This window comes from Streptomyces sp. NPDC053541 (genome assembly GCF_044544705.1).
Classification (GTDB): domain Bacteria; phylum Actinomycetota; class Actinomycetes; order Streptomycetales; family Streptomycetaceae; genus Streptomyces.
This window is the reverse complement of sequence record NZ_JBITXM010000002.1, coordinates 688591-705813: the sequence shown is the minus strand read 5'-3', so window position 1 is coordinate 705813 and position 17223 is coordinate 688591. Positions and strand designations below refer to the sequence as shown.

The 17223-nt window shown below is 71.1% G+C and carries 15 protein-coding genes; 8 read left to right on the top strand and 7 right to left on the bottom strand.

Translation table 11 applies throughout. From position 1 onward, the window contains the following. The first annotated feature begins 2 nt into the window (after nt 1-2). The 5 genes from ACIGW2_RS07240 to ACIGW2_RS07220 all read left to right on the top strand — a co-directional run bounded on the left by ACIGW2_RS07240 (nt 3) and on the right by ACIGW2_RS07220 (nt 4520). Complete coding sequence (locus ACIGW2_RS07240; protein ID WP_391656855.1) at nt 3-2174, top strand: hypothetical protein; 2172 nt, start codon at nt 3-5, stop codon at nt 2172-2174. 49 nt (nt 2175-2223) lie between these two features. Next, the gene (locus tag ACIGW2_RS07235) at nt 2224-2832 is read left to right on the top strand and encodes a hypothetical protein (RefSeq protein WP_399841659.1); all 609 of its coding nucleotides are present in this window, start codon (nt 2224-2226) and stop codon (nt 2830-2832) included. Further along, complete coding sequence (locus ACIGW2_RS07230) at nt 2829-3530, top strand: hypothetical protein (RefSeq protein WP_399841656.1); 702 nt, start codon at nt 2829-2831, stop codon at nt 3528-3530. Before ACIGW2_RS07235 ends, ACIGW2_RS07230 begins: the two co-directional genes overlap by 4 nt. A gap of 58 nt (nt 3531-3588) precedes the next feature. Next, a complete protein-coding gene (locus ACIGW2_RS07225) occupies nt 3589-4101 on the top strand; it encodes a hypothetical protein (RefSeq protein WP_399841655.1) in 513 nt (170 codons plus the stop codon). Nucleotides 4102-4286: 185 nt separating this feature from the next. Continuing rightward, a complete protein-coding gene (locus ACIGW2_RS07220) occupies nt 4287-4520 on the top strand; it encodes a DUF397 domain-containing protein (protein ID WP_356072882.1) in 234 nt (77 codons plus the stop codon). 75 nt (nt 4521-4595) lie between these two features. On the opposite strand, the gene ACIGW2_RS07215 is transcribed toward ACIGW2_RS07220, so the two are convergent. The 7 genes from ACIGW2_RS07215 to eccB all read right to left on the bottom strand — a co-directional run bounded on the left by ACIGW2_RS07215 (nt 4596) and on the right by eccB (nt 11338). After that, nucleotides 4596-4904: a WXG100 family type VII secretion target gene (locus ACIGW2_RS07215; protein ID WP_356072885.1), complete on the bottom strand. Its 309-nt coding sequence runs from the start codon at nt 4902-4904 to the stop codon at nt 4596-4598. An 18-nt stretch (nt 4905-4922) separates the two neighbouring features. Beyond that, nucleotides 4923-5252, bottom strand: a complete 330-nt coding sequence (locus ACIGW2_RS07210; RefSeq protein ID WP_356072888.1) for a hypothetical protein — start codon at nt 5250-5252, stop codon at nt 4923-4925. A 34-nt stretch (nt 5253-5286) separates the two neighbouring features. Next, complete coding sequence (locus tag ACIGW2_RS07205) at nt 5287-6516, bottom strand: S8 family serine peptidase (protein ID WP_391656851.1); 1230 nt, start codon at nt 6514-6516, stop codon at nt 5287-5289. Nucleotides 6517-6529: 13 nt separating this feature from the next. Continuing rightward, nucleotides 6530-7924 (bottom strand): hypothetical protein, encoded by a 1395-nt coding sequence (locus ACIGW2_RS07200; RefSeq protein WP_399841650.1) that lies wholly within the window; start codon nt 7922-7924, stop codon nt 6530-6532. 18 nt (nt 7925-7942) lie between these two features. After that, a complete protein-coding gene (locus tag ACIGW2_RS07195; RefSeq protein WP_399841647.1) occupies nt 7943-8353 on the bottom strand; it encodes a hypothetical protein in 411 nt (136 codons plus the stop codon). 167 nt (nt 8354-8520) lie between these two features. Then, nucleotides 8521-9783 carry a type VII secretion-associated serine protease mycosin gene (mycP, locus tag ACIGW2_RS07190; protein ID WP_399841645.1) on the bottom strand — a complete coding sequence of 421 codons (1263 nt, stop codon included), beginning with the start codon at nt 9781-9783 and terminating at the stop codon, nt 8521-8523. Between the two features lie 13 nt (nt 9784-9796). Continuing rightward, complete coding sequence (gene eccB, locus ACIGW2_RS07185; RefSeq protein WP_399841642.1) at nt 9797-11338, bottom strand: type VII secretion protein EccB; 1542 nt, start codon at nt 11336-11338, stop codon at nt 9797-9799. A 191-nt stretch (nt 11339-11529) separates the two neighbouring features. Here eccB and eccE point away from each other — a divergent pair, with 191 nt between their 5' ends. The 3 genes from eccE (at nt 11530) to ACIGW2_RS07170 (ending at nt 17124) form a co-directional block, all read left to right on the top strand. Next, nucleotides 11530-12855 (top strand): type VII secretion protein EccE, encoded by a 1326-nt coding sequence (gene eccE / locus ACIGW2_RS07180; RefSeq protein ID WP_361586057.1) that lies wholly within the window; start codon nt 11530-11532, stop codon nt 12853-12855. A 482-nt stretch (nt 12856-13337) separates the two neighbouring features. Next, a complete protein-coding gene (locus ACIGW2_RS07175; protein ID WP_361586376.1) occupies nt 13338-14030 on the top strand; it encodes a hypothetical protein in 693 nt (230 codons plus the stop codon). Between the two features lie 226 nt (nt 14031-14256). Continuing rightward, nucleotides 14257-17124 carry an SCO5717 family growth-regulating ATPase gene (locus tag ACIGW2_RS07170; RefSeq protein WP_399841640.1) on the top strand — a complete coding sequence of 956 codons (2868 nt, stop codon included), beginning with the start codon at nt 14257-14259 and terminating at the stop codon, nt 17122-17124. Nucleotides 17125-17223: the final 99 nt, after the last annotated feature.

Below are 17223 nucleotides of genomic sequence, written 5' to 3'. Positions count from 1 at the left end.
GAATGCCGACGTACCAAGAGATCATGCAGACCGACCTCGGCAAGCTGATCACGGCCGCCGACGGCTGGAAGAAGATGGCCGACAAGTTCAAGGAGGCGGAGGACCTCTACGAGAAGCAGGTCCAGAAGGTCGCCACGGACGACACCCTGTGGACCGGGCAGGCCCAGCAGGTCGGCGCCCTGAACTTCAGCATCACCCGCAAGGAGCTCGACTCGGCGCAGAAGGAAGCACGGGCCGTGGAGTCCCTGCTGCGTGACGCCCACGGCACCTTCACCGAACTCAAGAACCGGGTGAAGTCGGCGGTGGACGAGGCGATCGCCGCCGGCATGAAGGTCAACGAGTCCGGGAACGCCAGCTACGACTTCAGCAAGGTCAGCGCGGAGGAGGCCTACAGCATCCGCCACGACCCGGACCTGCACGAGGTCGAGATGTCGTGGACGCGCAAGATCAGCGATGCGGTCAAGGCGGTCACGGACTACGACGCGGACGTCAAGGTCGCCCTGCTCAACGCCTCCGGCGCCGACGGCACCGCTCCGTTCGGCTTCAACTCCAAGCCGGTCAACGACGTGGAGGCGGTCGAGGCCCTCAAGCTCTCGGAGAAGGTCCGCGAGGGCAAGGCGTCGAAGGCGGAGCTGGAGCACTTCCGCGACCTCCTGGAGAAGAACTCCAAGGACAAGCACTTCAGCGAGGCCTACCTGGACGGCCTGGGGGCGAAGGACACCCTGGCGATCGCGGACAAGATGAACCTGGCCGCGAACGAGCGGGGGCTCTCGGACGCCGAGAAGAAGCTCTACAACTCGATCAACGCCGGCCTGGCCGACACGATCGCCTCGGGCACGAGCGACCCGAAGAGCTACGCGTACCGCCCGTTCGTCGACGGACTGAAGAAGCTCGGCGACGAGGACGTCACCACCAGCGGCATCGTCCCGGCGAAGGGATACCAGGTCCTGCTCACCCTCATGGGTCAGGGCAACCCCGACGCCTACGGCAAGGAGTTCCTCAACGAGCTCGGCCACGACATGATCGCGATCGAGAAGAAGCACCCCGAGAACTGGGTGCACTTCTACGACGCCGAGCGCCCCAACATCGCCCACGACCCGCTGGACAGCCTGCTCAACATCATGAGCAAGGACCCGGCGGACGCGGAGTACTTCCTGGACCCGAAGGCGCCGGGGAACGAGAACGACCACCTGAAGTTCCTGCTCACCGAGCGGAAGTGGGTGGACCCGATGATGAACAACGCCTACGGCCCGCCCATGAAGATGGAGGACCCCTTCCAGGCCACGGGCCTCGGCAACGCGATCCAGGCGGCGGCGACGGGGCACGAGCCGGGCGAGAAGCTGGGGCCGGTGGGCGCGCACACGGAGGGGCAGGCGCGGGTCATGCACCACGCGATCCAGTACCTCGACTCCGAGATGGGCGGCGACGAGTTCCCGGAGGACCTGAAGAACATCCAGCAGCCCATGGCCCGCGCCCTCGCGGACTATGTGGCCGACACCCACCTGACGCTGGGAGGCCAGGAGGCGGAGTACGGCGCCATCAAGGGCAACCCCGACATCACCGGATCGGGCGACAACGCGCACATCGCGGTGGGACAGGGCAGCCTCGTCCGTGTCATGCGCGGAATCGCCGACGACGGTGCGGCGTACGCCCTCCTCTACGAGGCGGAGCGCTCGTACTCGGCCGCCCAGCTCGCCGAGGCTCCCGCCTTCAACGGGGACAGGGTCCACGGCGGGAGCTCGGAGTGGAACGACCGGGCAAACGACATCGGGGCGGCCATGGGCGCGCTCAACGGCATCGGCGCCGATGTCTACAAGGACAAGGGTGACGACAAGGTCGAATGGGCCGAGGGAACCTCGGAGCACACGGCCGCGGCCGTCAACGGTCTGATTGGAGAGATCCCCATCGTCGGAACGGCCGGGGGTTCCCTGATCGACTCGCTCAAGTACGAGTGGGTCAAGGACGTCACCGACGAGGCCGAGGCACAGGGCAAGAAGGACTCCAGCAGCAACTACGCGCTCGGCATGGAAGGAACCAACCGTCTGTTCGACGCTTGGGGAAAGCAGAACGGGATCTACGAAGAAGGCCCGTGGAAGGAAGCCAAGAACAGTGCCAACGTCGCATACGACTCCGGGCGAAACGCCGCCAAGTCCCACCTGCAGCCCGGCCAGTAGAAGTCGACGCCTCGGGGCGGCGACCCTGCTCGTCGCTGCGGCGATGGTCATGGCCGCCTGCACCTCGGACGGATCCGACTCTCAGGTCGAGGGGCTCTGCGGGCCGGCCGCCGACTCCGAGGCGGGCAAGGCGCTGCGTGAGGTCCTGGAAACGGATGACTTCGCCACCGAGGCGATGCAGACGGACGAGCGTTTCCTCGCCCGTTTCACGAAGGACCTCAAGGAATGGGGAGGAAAGGACTCCACGTCGCCTTCCTACCTGTGCACATTCGTGCCGGCAGACGACGAACAGAAGAGTGTCGTCCTCTCCTACGCGTGGTCTCCTGCCGAGGAGCCACAGGAGAAGACCGCCAAGGGCGGTGCGACGCTCTATGACGTGAACGGCGCGACAGGGGAGCCGGGCCACCTCGGCACGACGCTGTACGTGACGTGCCGAATGCCGGGCGAACTCGGCGAGAACTCGAAGAAGGCCGTGCTTCGGGCGGACGCCTCGCTCACCGTCAATCGAGGCAAAGAGGTGACCAAGGCTCTGGAGGAACGTCAGCTGTCCGCCCTCTACTTGATGACCCGAGGGGTGACGGACGCCCTCGGCTGCGAGAACAAGCCACTGGACAAGGCTCCCGTGGTCAAGCCGTCGACCCGCGGTGCCGCGTCGTGAGACTCGGTCCAGGACGCGGCTCGCAGACGCGACGGTTCCCGGCCGTCCTCAGCCTGCTCCTGCTCGCGGCAACCGCCTGCGGCTCCGGTGAGGAGCCGCAGGCGGGGCCTCCGGACGACTACCTGTGCACCATCGCTCCGGGCTCCCCGGAGGAGAAGCTGCTGCTCAAGGTTCTACGGGCGAGGTCCTTCACCTTCGGGTTCAACCACCGGACTCCCGACTTCGTCGAGGGGATGCGGATCAATCTCCGCGGAGAGCCGGAAACGCTGGTCAGAGACGGACTCGTGCAGTGTTCGTACTACCCGAACGGCGACCGGGGTTTCGGTCAGGCGACCATCGAGTTCCGCTGGTCCTCGCCTGCCGATGCGAAGAAGGACGCCGCAGTGGAGGGGGCGCGCTCCTACGACCTCACGGGATCGGCTGACGTGATCGGGGTGTCCCATGACGTCTCGACGGACCTCTATGTCCCGTGCCGCCTGTCCGGCGAGCTGGCCGAACGGTCGAAGCGGGTCCATCTGCACGCCACCACCTCGTTCACCGTGAACCTGGGCGAGGTCCACGACCACGGCACCCAGGATCAGCAAATGGACTTCGTGTACCGGATGACGCGCCGGGCCACGGAGGTATTGGGCTGCGAGAACAAGCCCCTGAAGAAGGATCCCGTCGTGAAGCCGGTCGCGGGGACGGGCGCGTCGTGAGGCCATCGACTCGGCGCCAGGATCTTTCCGATCCGCACTCACGTTCAGGAGGCCGGCCATGGGTCTGTTCGACAGACTGACCGGGACCAAGCGCCCGAGCCCGGCCGTGACGCCCCGTTCCGTCGCGGAGGTCCGTGCCGCACTGATCGCGGTCAACGGCGCCGACCGGCCCTATGTGGTGCGCAACGCCCGCCCCGCGGAGAAGGCCGACCTGGTGGCGGAGTGGCGGGTGCTGGAGCCCGCCTGGCGGGAGTACTTCCTGTCGTACCGGCTGGAGCGGACCCTCAAGGTCAGGATGCGTCTGGTCGCCGAGAAGCACGAGGTACGGGCTCTCGACGAGGAGGTGGAGATCCGCTGGGTGGGGGACACACCGACGCTCGCGGTCTCCGCGGCATACGGCCGGGGGCAGGTCACCACGGTGTCCAGGCAGTGGACCATCGAGCGGGGGGAGGACGGCCGGCGCCGGCTCGTCGAGGACTCCGTCTTCGACACCCGTCAGCTGAAGGATCCGCTGCGTCAGGCGGTGGTGGATGCCGGTTGGACCTGGCGGGGAAGGGTGTTCGGTCTTTGATCGGCCTCGGCCCGGTGGCCGCCGGGCCGAGGCGCGGAGGCGCGAAGGCGCGAAGGCCGGAGGCGTGGAGGCGGAGGGATTCCGTCCGATCCGGCTGACACGCGGACCCGTCAGCACCCATGATTGACCTGCAAGGACGCGATGCCGACGTCGTGTCCGAACGGCACGTGAAGGGGCAGAGCCAGATGGGCACTCAGCAGGAGAAGGACGAGCTGTACGCGCTCGACATCAGCGACGTCGAGTGGCAGGGCGCCCCCGGGACGAGTCCGGACGAGGAGCGGGTGGAGATCGCCCACCTGCCGGGAGGCGGGGTCGCGATGCGGTCGTCGCTCGATCACGACACGGTGCTGCGCTACACGAAGGCGGAGTGGGACGCGTTCGTGCTCGGCGCGCGCGACGGGGAGTTCGACCTCCGCTAGCGGGGTCACCGCCGTACGAGGAAGGGCCCGCTCCTTCGTAGGAGCGGGCCCTTCCTCGTGTGCGAGGAGCGTCGATCAGTACGACTCGGTGAAGAGGCGCGAGGCCTTCACGTCGGTGGCGCGGTAGCTGTCCTTGCCCTGCTCGACGATCTGGGCGATCTTCTCGAGGCGGTCCTTCATGTCGGTGGCGCGGTGCTTGTACTTGCCCTGAAGGATCTCGTACTCGCGGTGCGCGTCACCGTCCCAGGTGTCGGTGACGACCTTGAGCGCCCGGTCCATCTTCTCGAGGTCCTGGACGATGTTCTTCGAGACCGCGCGGATGCGGTTCGCCATCTCCTGGACGCTCTCGTACCGGACCTTGGTCCCGCCGTTGTCGACAGACATGCTGGTTCCCCCTGTTCGTCAGATGTTGTTGAGCGACGAGTGGTTGACGGCGGCGAAGGTGGCACGCACGTCGTCGTCGTTCGCGTTGCTGAGGTTCTTGGTCTCGCTCACGGCGTTGAGGAGGACGTTCAGCAGACGCCGGATGACGTCGTGGTCCTCGTTGAGGTTGTTCTGGGCGGTCTTGAAGCCCACCGCACCGACACCGGTCCAGCCGGCGGCGCAGGTCTCGAGGATGTTGGCGAGCTCGCGCGCCTGCTTCGAGACCGCCTCACCCGTCTCGACGATCTTGTTCTTCGCCTGAGTGATCGGATCGTCTGCGAGTCCGAACCCACCAGCGGGAGTGCTCATGTGATGCTCCTCTTGTTGTCGATGCTGCAGTTGTTCATGCGTCTGTCGACGCTCTCCTGCGTACTCCCGCCACTACGCCGAAGCCGATCAGGGCGACGACTGCGACGGCACTCGCGGCGATGGCCCAGAGCGGGAACCCGCCCTTGTCGGACTCGGCGGCCCGGGTGTTGTCCTTGGCCTGGCCGTTGCCGCTTGCCCCCGTGTTCTCAGGAGAGGGGGAGGTCTGGGGTGGTGTTGTCTTCGCGGCGCCCGCGCCCTGCGCGGCGAGCAGCGGGTTCACGTCGGGGTCGCCCGGGTTGCCCTTGCCTTCGAGGAGGACCTGGGCGGGGCGGATGGTTCCGTAGCCGATGTACTTGGAGGGGACGGGGCCGTTGTGGCCGGCCGTCTCCATCATGACCCGGAGTACCTGGTTCGCGGTCCAGTCGGGGTGGGCGGACCAGATGAGGGCGGCGGTGCCGGAGGCGATGGCGGCGGAATGGCTGGTGCCCCAGAAACCGCAGAACTTGTTCTTGTTGTCGGGGCAGCGTCCCGGCATGTCGATGCCGGGAGCCACGAGGTCGACGTAGGAACCGTAGTCGGAGAACTTGGCGACCTTGCCCTTGGTGTCCACGGCACCAACGGCAACCACTCCGGGAACCGACGCGGGGTAGACGTTGCGCCGTTCCCTGCCGTCATTCCCGGAGGCGGCGAAAATCAAAGCACCCTTCCGAACCGCGTAGTCGACGGTGCTCTGCCACTCGCGGGCTTCGGACGCGTCCGCCACGCCACCGGACGAGATGTTGATCACCCGGGCGCCGTTGTCCACCGCGTAACGGATGCCTTGGTGAAAGGTCTTCCATCCGGTGAAGGCGTAGTCACCGGTCTTGACCGGAAGGATCATCGCTTCCGGAGCGATGCCCTTCACACCGCCCTCGGCGCCGGTCCCAGCGATCGCAAGCGCCATGTTGGTGCCGTGACGGTCCCTGTCCTTGTCGTCCACCCGACCCAGCCCGCCCGTGTCGAAGTTGCGCCCGGGCAGCACCCGTCCTCGCATCTCCGGCACCGTCGAGTCGACGCCGGTGTCAAGCACTGCCACGGTGATGCCCTTGCCGGTGGCCACCTTCCACAGCTCGTCGGCCTTCATCGCGTCCAGGTACCACTGGCGCGACCGCATGTCGTCCGCCGTCGCGGCCGGCGCCGCGACGGTCCAGGTGGCGACGACGGCCGACATGGCGCCGAGCAGGGCGGCTGCTCGGCGCCCGGCGACCCGGGTGAGGGGGGACATCAGGGAAGTGCTCCTAGTCGATGACGGGCGGGACGATCCGGCGCTGGCCCGAGGTCCACGTCTCCTCGTCCTCGGACAGATAGTCGGGGCGGTGGCCCTGCTGCTGCCGCTCCTCCCCCTCCGGCTGTGTCGAAGCGGTCGGACGCACGAGCCCCGTACCACCGGGCGTGAAGGCCGAGCGTCCACTCACACCGGACGCCGAGGGCGTGCCCACGGTTCCGCCCGGCTGGCTCGCCAGACGGCGACCCGAGCCGCCCTGGCCGCCGACGGGGCCGCCGTGCATGCCACCGGCACCCGGGCCGTGGATGCCGTTCGCACCACGTCCGTACTGCGTGCCGGCGCGCTCCTCGCCGATGACGGTGCCCATGGGCATGCGGCCCATCTGCTGGTTCATCAGCGGGCGACCGGGCACCTGGCGACCACCGGTGATGCCGTCGGCACGGCCCAGCGGGCCGAGCGGACTCGGCCCGGGGATTCCGGTGCGGCCCGCCGTGGTCGGCAGACCGGTGACCGGCACCTTGGGCGGCTGGTAGCCGCCCTGCTGACCCAGCGGCGGCGCCACGGGCGGCAGCGGCGGGAGGGGCACCGGGTTCGCGGTCAGCGGCGGCGTGCCGGTGGTGGTCACCGGAGGCTGCACGGGCGGCCGGTTCACGGTCTCCGGCGGCGGCGTCAGCGTCACGGAGTCGAGGTTGGTGTCCACCTCGGACTCCGGCGGAACCACCGGAGGGAGTGAGGGCGGGACCGACGGCGGATTCACCGGATCGAGGATCTGCCGGTGCGTGTCCGTCGGGCTCGACACGTCGGCCCGCGGGAGCGTCGTGTGGCCGGTCTGGGTGGTGCCCGCGCCAGAACCGGTGCTCGCGTACGTACCGGAACCGGTGCTGCCGCCGGAACCGTACTCGGTGTACCCACCGTCCCAGCGGCTGTCCATCGGCTTGAACTCCGGCTGCCGCTCCGCTGAGAGACGTGCGCTCGTCGTGTCGTAGTACGACGACAGACGCTCCATCTGCTGGATGGCTTCCTGGAGCTTCGGGCCGGTCTCCGCCTCGATCCGGGCCTTCTCCTTCTCCGGGTCCGCGTAGCACATCCCGGCAGGCTTCGGCAGGGCAGCCTTGGCCTCGGTCAGCGCGTTGCCCGCGCGCTTCATCTCCTCGGAGACGACCTTGGTGAAGTCACCGAGAACGAGCGTCTCGCGGACCATGCCCTCGCCCCAGAGGCGGAAGGCGTCGCCGCCCTCGCCCTCCCAGCGCACGTGGGAGATGTAGTGCCTCAAGTCGGTGGCGATGTCGAGAATCTTCGGCACCGCGGCGGCAAGCGCCGTACCCGCGCCGGAAATCTCCTCGGGCTTGGCCGACGCGATCATCGCGTACAGAGCGTCCAGGGACTTCCCCTCGAACTCTCCAGACATCGTGTTGTCCTCCCCCGCTTAGCTGAAGCCGCCGGAATCGGTGGTGTTGGTGGTCGGCTTGGCCGGCTCCTGCGGCTTGGCCGGGTCCTCGACGCCCGCCTCGGTGTGCTTCTCGTAGTCGGCCTGCGTGCTCTTCTGGATCTGCTGGAAGCGCTGCCGCTGTTCCTCGTTCACGCTGTCGTAGCCCTTGTCGGCGATCTGTGCGCGAATCCCCATCGCCTCGATCGTCTCGCCGAAGATCTTCGTCAGCTCCTCGAGCCGCGTGCGCACCTTCTCGTACTGTGCGTGCAGCTGCGTCGCCGCGCTGAAGCCCGTGCCGTACGACGCGGCCGTGACCTTCTGCTCGCCGATCTTGGTGTGCTCGGCCGGCGAACCCTTCAGCTCGTCGACCAGCTTCTGCATGCGCGTCTGGAAGGTCAGGAGCGTCACTTCACCGACATCGAGCCCCTGCTTGCCGCCGTCCCCGTCCGGCCCTGCCACGTCGCTTCCCCCTCGTCACACGTTCGAACTCGACCACTCTAGCCACTAGGTACGACAGTTCCAACTGCAAAGCTACCTAGGTATTCCTACTCATTCACGCATCAGCTGAGGCCCCGTCAGATCCTCCGCCTCCTCCGGCTGTCCCTCAGGACCACCGCCGTCCCCGAAACCACCGCCACCAGCACGCCCGCGATGCCCAGGGCGTACGTCGCCAGGCGCTCCGAGCGTTCCTGGGGGGTCTCCGACATGGACATGTGGGCCGGTTCCGGGGCCGGGGGCCGCGGTGGGCCCGGGTCCGGGGTGGGGCCGCCGGTCTTCGGGGGTTCCGGGCCGTCGGCGAGGGCGCGGACCGGGTCGACGACGCCCCAACCGACGTGGTTGTCATGGCCGTTGATCGAGCGGATCGCCGTCTGTTCGATCCGGGTGGCGATCTGGGCCACGGTCCACTTGGGGTACTTGGCGCGCAGCAGGGCCGCCACGCCCGCGACGTACGGGGCCGAGAAGCTGGTGCCGTTGTCGACGCACTGGCCGCCGCCCGGGACCGTCGAGACGATGTCGACGCCCGGGGCGGCGACGCCGACGAAGGTGCCGGACTGGGAGAAGGGGGCGCGCTCGTTGTTGCGGTCGGAGGAGGCGACGGCGATGACGCCGGGGAAGGCCGCGGGATAGGTGTTCTTGAGTTTGCCGTCCATGCCGTCGTTGCCCGCGGAGGCGACGACCACCACGTTGGCGTCGATGGCGCGCGCCACCGCCTGGCCCAGTTTCGAGTCGGGGGACAGCGGCTGGGTGGTGTCCTGCGAGATGTTGATGACCTGGGCGCCCTTGGCGACCGCGTGGTCGATGGCGAGGGCCATCGTGTCCGACTTGCCGCTGTTCTTCTCGTCGTTCTGGCGGATCGGGATGATCGTCGCCTCCGGCGCCAGGCCCACGAAGCCCGTGCCCTTGCGCGGGCGGGCCGCGATGATGCCGGCGACCTTCGTGCCATGGCCGACCTCGTCGACGGTGCCGTCCGTCTTGCCGCGCTGGTCGTTGCCGGCGCCCGGGTTCTGCTTGTCGGGCTTCAGGTAGTCCTTGCCCGCCTTCGCGTCCACCGCGGGCTTCAGCTGCGGGTTGACGTCGTCGACGCCGGTGTCGATGACGGCGACGCGGACGCCCTTGCCCTTGGTGTCCTGCCACAGCTCGTCCAGCAGCACCCGCTGGAGCGACCACGGGATGCCCTCGATCTGCTTCTTCATCGGGAAGGTGCACTCGCCGCTGCCGTCCACGGACAGCGCCACCGGCGACGGCGAGGGCGCGGCTGCCGCCGGGGCAGCCGTCAGTCCGCCCGTCAGGGCCGTCGCCGCCAGGAGGACTCCTGCTCGCGTGTGGGATCGCGTCAACGGTGTCGCCCCCTCACGAACCCTGCGGCTGGCGCGCGCTGTTGGTGTCCAGGCGCGGGCCCTTCGACAGGAACTCCGACCACTCCATCGGTACGAGCACCGGCGTGACCTTCTCGTAGCCGAGCCGCTTCTGCGCGTCCGACGGCTCCGGGCGGCCGTCCGTGGTCTGCTGCTGGTTGCCCGTGCCGATCTCGGAGCGGCCGCTGTCGCTGTCGCCGTTGGCCTGGACGGCGTAGCGCAGGCCGGTGTCGGTGACGAGGAAGAGGGATCCGTCGGGCGTGGACTGCTTGCCCTGGATCTGGGTGTAGAGGAGTCCGGTGCCGGGCGTGACGTACGTGCTGGTGCCGCCGGCCGTGATGTCGGCGGGGTACTTGGGGCCGGCCCAGGTGGACAGGGTCGTCCGGCCCTTGGAGTCGACGCTCTCCAGGACGGAGCAGACGGTGTCCCGCGAGCCGGCGCCGCCCACCGAGTTGATCTGGGTGGACTTGCGCTCGGGCCAGCGGAGTTGGCCGGCGAAGGGGGTGCTGTCGGGCGTGAGCGACTGGAGGTCGACGGGCGTGGCCTTGCCGGACATGTCGAGCGAGTCGGTGCTCGGGGACTGGATGAGCAGCCAGGCGGTGAACTCGGACACCGGCTGGACCTTGCCCTCCAGGACGACGTAGTGCTGCGGGCCGGAGCCGGTCTGGGCGATCAGCACCATGCCGACCTTGTCCTGCTCGGGGGTGAGGCCGCCGCGCACGTGCGCGTCCGCGCCGACCGTGCCGGGGATCGGCGGGAAGTCGACGGGGCTGCCGTCCTTCAGGGTGGCCAGCCAGTCGTCGGTGACCTGCTGCGGCTGCCGGCTGCCGAAGAGCGCGGACGTGAGGTTCTTGGAGGTCTCCACCACGCGGTACTTGGTGCCGGTGTGGTCCACCAGGAACTGCGCGCTGTCCTTCTGGCCCTTCACGTACAGGACCTGACCGGGCTTCAGCTTGTTGGCGTTGTCGGTGCGGCCGAGGTCGCGCTTGGCGAAGAGGAAGGTGGCCTTCTGGACGCTGCCGCCGTTGCCGCCGCCCGGCTGCTCGCAGACGGCCCAGCGCTTGGCGGTGCCGGCGTCGCCCTCGGCGGGGAGCCGGTCCGGGGCGTACGGGATGCCGAGGATGGGGCCGCGCGGCGGGTTGCCCTTGTCGAGCTCGGCGTCGTCGACCTGGACGACGTGGTAGTCGTCCGGGTTGAGCAGGAGCCGGGCCGAGGCGAGGTTGAGCACCGGGTGGAGCAGGATCTTCTTGTCCTTGCCCTTGCCGGTGGTGAGGACGACGTAGCGGGTCGTGGACTGCTTGCCGATGATCACGTTGGTGCCGGGCTTGTCCCAGCCCTTGGGCGCGGTCGGCCGGAACATGCCCCAGGCGCCGAATCCGGCGATCACGAGCGCGCCGACGATGACTCCGGGCAGCACCGCGCGCAGCGGCCGGGGCGCGCCCTCCTCCGTACCCGAGGGAGAGGGTTGGAGGAATGCCGCGACCGTGCGCTTCTTCGCAAAGGTGTACGCGTTGAGCTCGTCCCGCCGTGATGCCATGAGTCCCCATTTTCGTCAGGCGCAGTCTTCGCTCGGGAGTCCGGGGAGCATGGCGCCCGGGCCCCGGCTGCCGGACCGGCCCCCTACTATGCCTGCTGTCCGCCGGAGCGTGTGGGGCGGGTAGGGTGATCCGGCCGCCAAAGGCCTGGCGGGCCAGGGTGATCGGGACGAATTGAGGGGGATTCTCCATCATGGCTTCCGCGACGAGGAGACGGTCCGCTGCGGCCGGCTCCACTGCCGCGCCCTCCACCGCCCCGGGTGCGGCGCCCGATTCGCCCGCCGTGTCCTCGGTGTCACCGAGGCTCCAGGCACGCCCCGGACACTTCGGGGCGTTCCGATTGCAACAGCTCGTACTGATCGAGGTGGCGGCCGCGGTCCTGGTCGTGGCCGCGGTCGTCGACAAGCTGATGCTGGTGCCCGCGGGCGTGGTGGCGGCCCTGCTCGTGCTGCTCGCGCTGCTGCGCCGGCACAAGCGCTCGCTGCCGGAGTGGCTGGCGACCTTCCTCGCGCTGCGCGCCCGCACCCGCCGGGCCGCCGCCTTCACCGTGCCCGAGGGCACCGAGCCGGGGCTCGCCCCGCTGGTGGAGTGCGACCCGGCGCTGCGCACGTACGCGTACAGCGACCGCGACCGGCGTCCGATCGGGATGATCGGCGACGGGACCTTCCTCACCGCGGTGGTACGGGTCGAGTCGGAGAGCTCCGCGCTGCGCCCGGACCGGGGCGCGCACCCGCTGCCGGTGGGGCTGATCGGGGACGTGCTGTCCGTGGACGGCATCCGCCTGGAGTCGGCGCAGATCGTGCAGCACACCCAGCCGGCGCCCGCGCCGCACCTGCCCGCGCAGTCGATGGCGGCGCGCAACTACGGGCCGCTGCAGGCGCAGACCGGTTCGCCGGCGCTCCGGATCACCTGGGTCGCGCTGAAGCTGGACCCGGAGCTGTGCCCGGAGGCGGTCGAGGCGCGCGGCGGCGGCCTCGCGGGCGCGCAGAAGTGTGTCGTACGGGCCGCGGACCAGCTCGCGAGCCGGCTGGCCGGCGCGGGCTTCAAGGCCACGGTGCTGACCGAGCAGGAGCTGACCTCCGCCATCGCCACCTCGACCTGCGCCAGCCCGATGGCCATAGCGCAGGCCGGGCGCGGGCAGACGCAGGGCCGGCGCACCCAGGAGACCGCGCGCACCTGGCGGGTCGACGACCGCCGCCACACCACCTACTGGGTGGGGCGCTGGCCGCAGCTCGGCACCGCGGGCGGGGCCGGGGCGTCCATGCCACAGCTGGTGGCGCTGCTGACCTCGCTCCCGGCGCTCGCGACGACCTTCAGCCTGACGCTGAGCGGGGGTGACCGCCAGGAGGTGACGGTCACCGGACACGTACGGATCACCGGGCGCAGCGACGAGGAACTCCTCGCGGCCCGCCACGAATTGGAGCGGGTGGCACGCGGCGTGAAGACGGGCCTGGTGCGGCTCGACCGCGAACAGGTGCCGGGCATGCTGGCGACGCTGCCGCTGGGGGGTGCGCGCTGATGACGACTCCGGGAATGCCGGGGATGGCGGGGACGCCGGGGAACCCGGGGCGTGCGCAGATGCCCGGGGCGACCGGGATGCCGGGGACGCCGGGGAGTCCTGCGGGACAGCCGGGGCACCCGGGTTACGGGGGTCAGCCGGGGCATGGGGGTCAGCCGGGGCCGATGAGCCAGTCCGGCGTTCCGGCGGGGCACATGCCTCCCCCCGGTCAGGCCGGCCAGCCCGGACCCGCGGGTCCAGCCGGGCAGGCCGGGCAGGGCAGCCAGCCCGTGTACGGGGGTGCCGGCGGTGTCGTCGGCGCGGTGGCCGGAGCTCCGGTCGGCGGGCCGGCAGGCGGACCGGGTGCCGGAGGCCCCGTCGGCGGGCCTGCGGTCGGTGGCGTCACCGGCGGGGTCCCGGGAGCGGCCGGCCCGCGGCGACGCCGGGCGGCTTCGGACGACGGCCGCGCCTCCCGGAGTACGGGACGGGGCGGCCGGCCCCGGATCGGCTTCGGGCTCATCGGGCCGCGGCGCGACCGCCATTCCGCGCCGCTCGCCCAACTGGACGCCTTCGCCCTCCCGTTGGGCGACGACGGCGTGGTGATCGGCGTGGACGCCGAGAACCGGCCGGCCGTGCTCGGCATCAACCGGCCCAGCGCGTACGACGTCACGCTCATCGGCGGTCTGTGGACGGCCCAGGTGCTCGCCCTGCGCGCGGCCGCGACCGGCGCCCGGGTCGCGGTGGAGACGGGCCGCGCGCCCGCGTGGACCGCGCTCGCGCAGGCGGCCGGCGGCGGCCAGCCCTGCATCACCCTGCACGACGTGGGCCGGGTGCCGCCGCAGGGCGCGTCCGCGGGCAGCCCGGTGGTCGTGGTCCGCGACTGCGGCATGCGGCCGCCGCGCGGCCGGGTCGTCTCGGCGCCCTGGCAGTCGGTGGTCACCCTGCTCCCCTATCTGAGCCCGGTGGCCCCGCGGCTCCTGGAGAAGTCCTCGCTCGTCGGTGTGCAGCGGGTCTCCCCCGACGAGGCCGCGCAGATCGGCCGGATCATGGGGCTCCAGCGCGCGGAGTGGGAGGCGTTGTCGACGCTTGCCGACGGGGTGACGCTGTGGTGCACGCCGGGTGACCGCCAGTTCGTGATGACGCAGGCCACGGACGCCGAGACCGGATTGTTGGGCGCCGCCCGCCGGATGGACTGAGCCGGTCCGGCCGGCCGATCATCACCCAACCTGTCCGTTTTCATCCGGGTTTGACGGGCCGGGGGTCTCACTCTCCGGTACGCGCGGGTCACTTGGGGGTCCCCGCACGTCCGCGTGCCCGGGAGGGGCGGGCCGTCGGCCCTGCCCCGCGGACACGGTTGGCGTTTAGGGTGGGATGTGCCCGCCCACGACTGCACAAGGGTGCGCGACCACACCAGGAGGCAAAGTGAACCGCGATCGGGACGAGATCAACGGGGGTTGGAACCCACCCGTCGACGATCAGTCCGACGCAGATCCCGCCGAGATGACGGGTGAGTTCACCATCGACTACACCCCGCCGGCCTGGTACACGCAGAACGCGTCGGGCGGTACGGGCGGCAGCGGGGCGCCGACGCCTCCGCCGCCGACCGGGGCGCCCGTCGCGGTGCCCGGAATCCCGACTCCCGGGGTGCCGGCTCCCGGGGTCCCGGCACCCGGTGGGTACGAGTCGGGCTGGACTCCGCCGCCCCCGCCCGCCGCACCCGCTGTGCCGGAGCCCCAGGCCCCGGCCCCTGCCGCGCCCCCGGCACCCGCCACGCCCTTCGGCGGCGGCGACGTGGAGAGCGGCGCGACCATGCGCTTCTCCCCCGCCGCGCTCAAGCGCGAGATGGCGGAGGTCGCGGCCGCGCAGGAGGCCGCGCAGGCCCCGTCGGCCCCCGAAACCCCTGCCGCCTCCGAGACCCCCGCCGTGCCGGAGACCCCGGCGGTCCGGCCCGAGACCGAGCCCGCGAGCACGACCGAGATCCAGGCCGAGCCGGCGGCCGAGGCCGAGGCCGACGGCACCCCGGCCGAGGAGCCGGCGGCCGTGCCCGAGCCCGCCGCCCCGGTGGAGGGCGCCCTGGAGGCGCCGGAGGCCGACGCCACTCCCGACACCGACAGCGCACCCGACACCGACAGCACTTCCGGCACCGACAGCGCTTCCGGCACCGCCGCCGAGCCCGAAGCCGCGGCCACCCCCGAGAGCGCCACCGCGCCCGAGCCGGAGCCCCCGGCCGAGGCACCCGCCACCGAGCCCACGACCGAGGCGCCCGCCGCCGCGCCCCAGGACGCCGCGCCCGGCGCGCTGCCGCCCGTGGCCCCGGACGTGCCCGCGCCGGGGAGCGGACTGCCGCCGCTTCCGCCGTCGTTCCAGCCGGCGACGCCGGCGCCCGCGCCGCAGTGGCCCGCGCAGGGCACCCCGGCCGAGCAGCCGGCGCCGCAGCCGCAGGCCCCGGCCGCTCCGCTGCCGCCCGCGACGGACGCCTGGCCCGCCCCCGTACCGCCGCAGGCCGGTTACGGCTTCCCGCACCCCGGCCAGCCGCAGGCACCGCAGCCGCCCCAGGCACCGCAGGCACCGCAGGGCTACGGCTTCCCGCAGCCGCCCGTGCCTCCGCAGGCCCAGCCGCCGCACGCGCCCCAGGCCCCCCAGCCCCCGGCAGCCCAGCCCCAGGCACCCCAGGGCTACGGATTCCCCCACCCGGGCCAGCCGCAGCCGCCCCAGGCACCGCAGGGCTACGGCTTCCCGCAGCCGGGCCCCTATGGAGCGCCACAGCCCGGTCAGCCCCAGCCCCCGGTGGCTCCCGCCGCCGGGCCCGGGCCCGAGTCGCCGGCGATCGACCCCCGTACCGGGGCCGCGTGGCCGTCGGCCGTGACGCACGACCAGCGGGAGCGTTCGGTGCCGGGCGCGCCGCTCGGGTACACGGCGGCGGTCGAGCTGTCCTCCGACCGGCTGCTGCGCAACAACAAGCAGAAGCCCAAGTCGTCGCGGAACCCGGGCGCCTCGTCGCGCTTCAAGCTGGGCGGCAAGAAGGAGGAGGCGGAGCGGCAGCGGAAGCTGGAGCTGATCCGTACGCCCGTCCTGTCCTGCTACCGGATCGCGGTCATCTCGCTCAAGGGCGGTGTCGGCAAGACCACGACGACGACCGCGCTGGGCGCGACGCTGGCCATCGAGCGGCAGGACAAGATCCTGGCGATCGACGCCAACCCGGACGCGGGCACGCTCGGGCGCCGGGTGCGGCGCGAGACCGGGGCGACCATCCGCGACCTGGTGCAGGCGATCCCGTACCTCAACTCGTACATGGACATCCGCCGGTTCACCTCGCAGGCGCCGTCCGGTCTGGAGATCCTCGCCAACGACGTGGACCCGGCGGTCTCGACGACCTTCAACGACGAGGACTACCGGCGGGCGATCGACGTCCTGGGCAAGCAGTACCCGATCATCCTCACCGACTCGGGCACCGGTCTGCTCTACAGCGCGATGCGCGGGGTGCTCGACCTCGCCGACCAGCTGATCATCATCTCCACCCCGTCCGTGGACGGCGCCTCCAGCGCGTCCACCACGCTGGACTGGCTGTCGGCGCACGGGTACGCGGAGCTGGTGCAGCGCTCGATCACGGTGATCTCGGGGGTGCGCGAGACCGGCAAGATGATCAAGGTCGAGGACATCGTGCAGCACTTCCAGACCCGTTGCCGCGGGGTGGTCGTGGTGCCCTTCGACGAGCACCTGGCGGCCGGTGCCGAGGTCGACCTCGACATGATGCGGCCGAAGACCCGCGAGGCGTACTTCCACCTGTCGGCGATGGTGGCCGAGGACTTCGTGCGGGCGCAGCAGGCGCAGGGGCTGTGGACGGCGGACGCGCAGGGCGCGATGCCGCCGCACATGGCGCCGCCGATGCCGGGCCAGCCCCAGCCGTACCCGGGCCAGCCCGGCCAGCCCTACCCGCCGCAGCAGCCGCAGCCCGGCCAGCCGGCCCCCGGCCAGCCGTACGCGTACCCGCCCCAGCAGCCGCCGGTGCCGGGGCAGCCCGGTCAGCCCGGTCAGCCGTACGGCGGACCCGCCGCCCCCGGACAGATGTACGGGGCGCAGCCGGGTCAGCCGCCGATGCCGCAGGGCTGGCAGCAGCCGGGGCAGCCGCTCCCGCCGCACGCCGACCCGCAGGCGCAGGTTCCCGGCCAGGCGCCGGGTCAGGTCCCGGGCCAGGCTCCCGGCCCGATTCCCGGCCAGGTCCCGCCGCCCGCGTGGCCGCAGCAGGCCCCGCAGCAGCCTCCGCAGGCGCCGCCAGCCCCTCAGCAGTAGGGCGTCACAGGAGTAGACCAATGAGGCCCCGTACCGGTGTTCCGGTACGGGGCCTCCTCGCATTCCCGCAGCCCACACGGTGTTTGAGACATCGTTGAC